At 67.0% G+C, this 4,054-nt stretch carries 3 protein-coding genes and 1 pseudogene; all 4 read left to right on the top strand.

All coding sequences use genetic code 11. The features are described from left to right. The coding region (hutU, locus tag QLQ85_RS14715) for a urocanate hydratase (RefSeq protein ID WP_282739689.1) at positions 1-1,610 on the top strand (1,610 nt) is incomplete at its 5' end. Between the two features lie 43 nt (positions 1,611-1,653). Next, on the top strand, positions 1,654-2,787 hold the full coding sequence (locus QLQ85_RS14720; RefSeq protein WP_282739690.1) for a CaiB/BaiF CoA transferase family protein: 1,134 nt from the start codon (positions 1,654-1,656) through the stop codon (positions 2,785-2,787). After that, complete coding sequence (locus QLQ85_RS14725; protein WP_282739691.1) at positions 2,777-3,910, top strand: acyl-CoA dehydrogenase family protein; 1,134 nt, start codon at positions 2,777-2,779, stop codon at positions 3,908-3,910. Before QLQ85_RS14720 ends, QLQ85_RS14725 begins: the two co-directional genes overlap by 11 nt. Before the next feature lie 25 nt (positions 3,911-3,935). Further along, a pseudogene (locus QLQ85_RS14730) lies at positions 3,936-4,054 on the top strand (electron transfer flavoprotein subunit beta/FixA family protein); the annotation flags it as partial.

Here is a 4,054-nt window from a genome sequence, read left to right on the forward strand (position 1 = left end):
CCGAGCGCAGCTGCAAGAGCTGGCTCACCGAGGCGCCGCTGCGCATGCTGATGAACAACCTCCACCCCGACGTCGCCGAGCGCCCCGAGGACCTGGTGGTCTACGGCGGCATCGGCCGCGCCGCCCGCGACTGGCAGTGCTTCGACACCATCGTCGCGACCCTGCAGCGCCTGGAGGACACCCAGACCCTGCTGGTCCAGTCCGGCAAGCCGGTGGGGGTGTTCGAGACCCACAAGGACGCCCCGCGGGTGCTGATCGCCAACTCCAACCTGGTGCCGGCCTGGGCCAACTGGGAGCACTTCAACGAGCTGGATAAGAAAGGCCTGATGATGTACGGCCAGATGACCGCCGGCTCGTGGATCTACATCGGCTCCCAGGGCATCGTCCAGGGCACCTACGAGACCTTCGTCGAGGCCGGGCGCCAGCACTACGCCGGCGACCTCTCCGGCCGCTGGATCCTCACCGCCGGCCTCGGCGGCATGGGCGGCGCCCAGCCCCTGGCGGCGAGCCTGGCCGGCGCCTGTTCGCTGAACATCGAGTGCCAGCAGTCGCGCCTCGACTTCCGCCTGCGCACCCGCTACCTGGACGAGCAGGCCACCGACCTCGACGACGCCCTGGCCCGTATCGAGCGCTACACCGCCGAGGGCCAGGCGGTCTCCATCGGGCTGTGCGCCAACGCCGCCGACGTACTGCCCGAGCTGGTCAAGCGTGGCGTCAAGCCGGACATGGTCACCGACCAGACCAGCGCCCACGACCCGCTGCACGGCTACCTGCCGTCGGGCTGGAGCTGGGACGAGTACGTGGCGCGCGGCAAGACCGAGCCCGAGGTCACGGTGAAGGCCGCCAAGCAGTCCATGGCGGTGCACGTCCAGGCCATGCTCGACTTCCAGGCGCTGGGCGTGCCGACCTTCGACTACGGCAACAACATCCGCCAGATGGCCCAGGAGGAAGGGGTCGAGAACGCCTTCGCCTTCCCCGGCTTCGTGCCGGCCTACATCCGCCCGCTGTTCTGCCAGGGCATCGGCCCCTTCCGCTGGGCGGCGCTGTCCGGCGACCCGGAGGACATCTACAGGACCGACCAGAAGGTCAAGGAGCTGATCCCCGACGACCCGCACCTGCACAACTGGCTGGACATGGCCCGCGAGCGGATTGCCTTCCAGGGGCTGCCGGCGCGCATCTGCTGGGTGGGCCTCAAGGATCGCGCCCGCCTCGGCCAGGCCTTCAACGCGATGGTCAAGAACGGCGAGCTCAAGGCGCCCATCGTCATCGGCCGCGACCACCTCGACTCCGGCTCGGTGGCGAGCCCCAACCGCGAGACCGAGGCGATGCGGGACGGCAGCGACGCCGTCTCCGACTGGCCGCTGCTCAACACCGCCAGCGGCGCCACCTGGGTCTCGCTGCACCACGGCGGCGGCGTGGGCATGGGCTACTCCCAGCACGCCGGGGTGGTGATCGTCGCCGACGGCAGCGCCGACGCCCATGCCCGCCTGGGCCGGGTGCTGCGCAACGACCCGGGCACCGGGGTGATGCGCCACGCCGACGCCGGCTACGAGATCGCCAAGACCTGCGCCCGCGAGAACGCTCTCGACCTGCCGATGATCCCGTCATGAGACTCCGGGCGGGGCACCGCTCTGCCCACCACAGGAGAACCCTATGAAGCCCCTGCAAGGTGTTACCGTCCTCGACCTGTCGCGCTTTCTGGCCGGCCCTTATTGCACGGCCATGCTCGCGGATCTCGGCGCCGAGGTGATCAAGGTCGAGGCGCTCCAAGGAGACGACAGCCGCCATATCGGCCCTTTCATCAAGGGAGAAAGCATCTACTTCTCGATGCTCAACCGGGGCAAGCGCAGTGTCTGCCTGAATCTCAAGGACGCCGACGATCTGGCTCGTTTCCATGCGCTGTGCGCGGATGCCGATGTTTTGGTCGAGAATTTCCGTCCCGGTGTGACCCGGCGCCTGGGTATCGATGAAGCCACCCTCCGCGAGTGCCATCCCGGGCTGGTCTATTGCTCCATTTCCGGCTTCGGCCAGACCGGCACCATGACCAGCAAGCCGGCCTACGACATCATCGCCCAGGCAATGTCCGGGATCATGGCCGCCACCGGCCCCGACGGCGGGCCGCCGACCCGGGTCGGCGAGTCGCTGGGGGACGTGGCTGCCGGCATGTTCGCTAGCTGGTCGATCTGTGCCGCCCTGTTTCAGCGCGAGCGAGATCCGCACCGGGCCGGCTGCTACCTGGATGTGTCCATGCTGGACTGCCTGTTCGCCATGCAGGTGACCAACCTGTCCCAGCTGATGGCCAATGGCGAGGCACCTCAGCCAGTGGGCAACCGGCACCCCTTGTCCGCTCCCTTCGACAGCTTCATGGCCGCCGATGGCCAGGTGGTTATCGCCGTAGCCAACAACAGCCTGTTCGCTCGCCTCGCCGAGTGCATGGGGACACCGGAGCTGGTCGATGACGAACGCTTCAGCACCGATGACTGGCGCTGCACCCACCAGGCCGAGCTGAAGGTCCTGATCGAGGCCTGGACCGCCGATCTGGAGGTCGCCGAGGTTTGCGCCCGTCTCGACGAGGCCGGTGTGCCGGCGTCGCCGATCTGGGACATCAAGCAGGTCGCCGAGTCGGACCATGCCCGGGAGAGGGGCCTGCTTACGCCCACCGGCGCCTGGCAGTCACCGTCCCAGCCCGTCTTCTTCAACGGCTGCAAGGTGGCGACCAACCAACCGGCACCTGCGTTGGGCGCCCACAACGCATTGCTCGATAAGGAGAGCTCCCATGCACTTTGACTTCACCGAAGACGAACTTGCGTTCCAGGATGCCGCCCGGCGCGTGTCCGCCGATGTGCTCAAGGCCAACGCTGCTCGCTACGACGACACCCGGGACTTCTGCAGCGAGAGCCTGCGCGCCCTGGGAGGGCTGGGCTTCTGGGGGATGAACCTGCCGTCCGAGTTCGGCGGTGTCGACATCAGCAGTATCGGCATGTCACTGGCGGTGGAAGAGGTCGCCTATCACTGTGCCGCCACCTGTTCTTCGCTGACGGCACACTTTCTGGCCACCGATTCCGTGCTGGTCGGGGGTACCGAGACGCAGAAGCAGGCGCTGCTGCCCCAGTGCGCTGCCGGCGAGAAGCTCGGTGCCTTCGCCCTCACCGAGCCCGGTGCCGGCTCGAATCCTGCCGAGATGCGGACCAGGGCGGTGCGCTGCGAGCAGGGGTGGCACATCACCGGTACCAAGCACTACATCACCAACGGCGCCTTCGCCGACTTCCTGGTCGTCTATGCCAAGACCAATGAGGCGCTTGGTCACCGGGGCATCTCGGCCTTCCTGCTTGACCGCAGCACTGCGGGCCTCGTGTTCTCCAATCCCGAGAAGACGCTGGGCCTGCGCGGCAGTCACATCTACGAGATCGGCTTCGACTGCTTCGTGCCCGAGAGCGCGCTGCTGGGCGAAGAGGGCGCCGGATTCGCCACCGCCATGGAAGTCCTCGACCGGGGGCGCGTGGAGGTCGCGGCCATGAGCGTGGGTATTTCGCGAGCAGCCTATGACGACACCCTGGCCTGGTCCCATGACCGTCTGGTAAGCGGAAAGCCGTTGTGCAGGCATCAGGGGATCCAGTGGATGCTGGCCGAGATGCATGCCCAGCTCGAGGCCGCGAAGTTGGTGACCTACAAGGCGGCCTACGCCCGAGATTCCGGCTACCGCTTCAGCCTCGAGTCGGCGGTGGCCAAGCTGTTCGCCTCCGAGGCTGCGGCCAAGATCACCGACCAGGCGGTGCAGATCCATGGTGGCTACGGCTACATCAGCGACCTGCCCATCGAACGCTATTACCGGGATGCCCGGATCACCCGCATCTTCGAGGGTACGTCGGAGATCCAGAAGATCATCATCGGGCGCGCCATCACTGCGTGACGCCATAGCCCAAGGAGTCATCGAGATGAAAGTCCTCGCCGCGGTCAAGCGCGTCATCGACTACAACGTCAAGATCCGGGTCAAGCCGGACCACTCCGACGTCGACCTCACCAACGTCAAGATGGCCATGAACCCCTTCTGCGA

It is taken from the genome of Halomonas kalidii, assembly GCF_030010475.1.
Lineage (GTDB): Bacteria > Pseudomonadota > Gammaproteobacteria > Pseudomonadales > Halomonadaceae > Halomonas > Halomonas heilongjiangensis.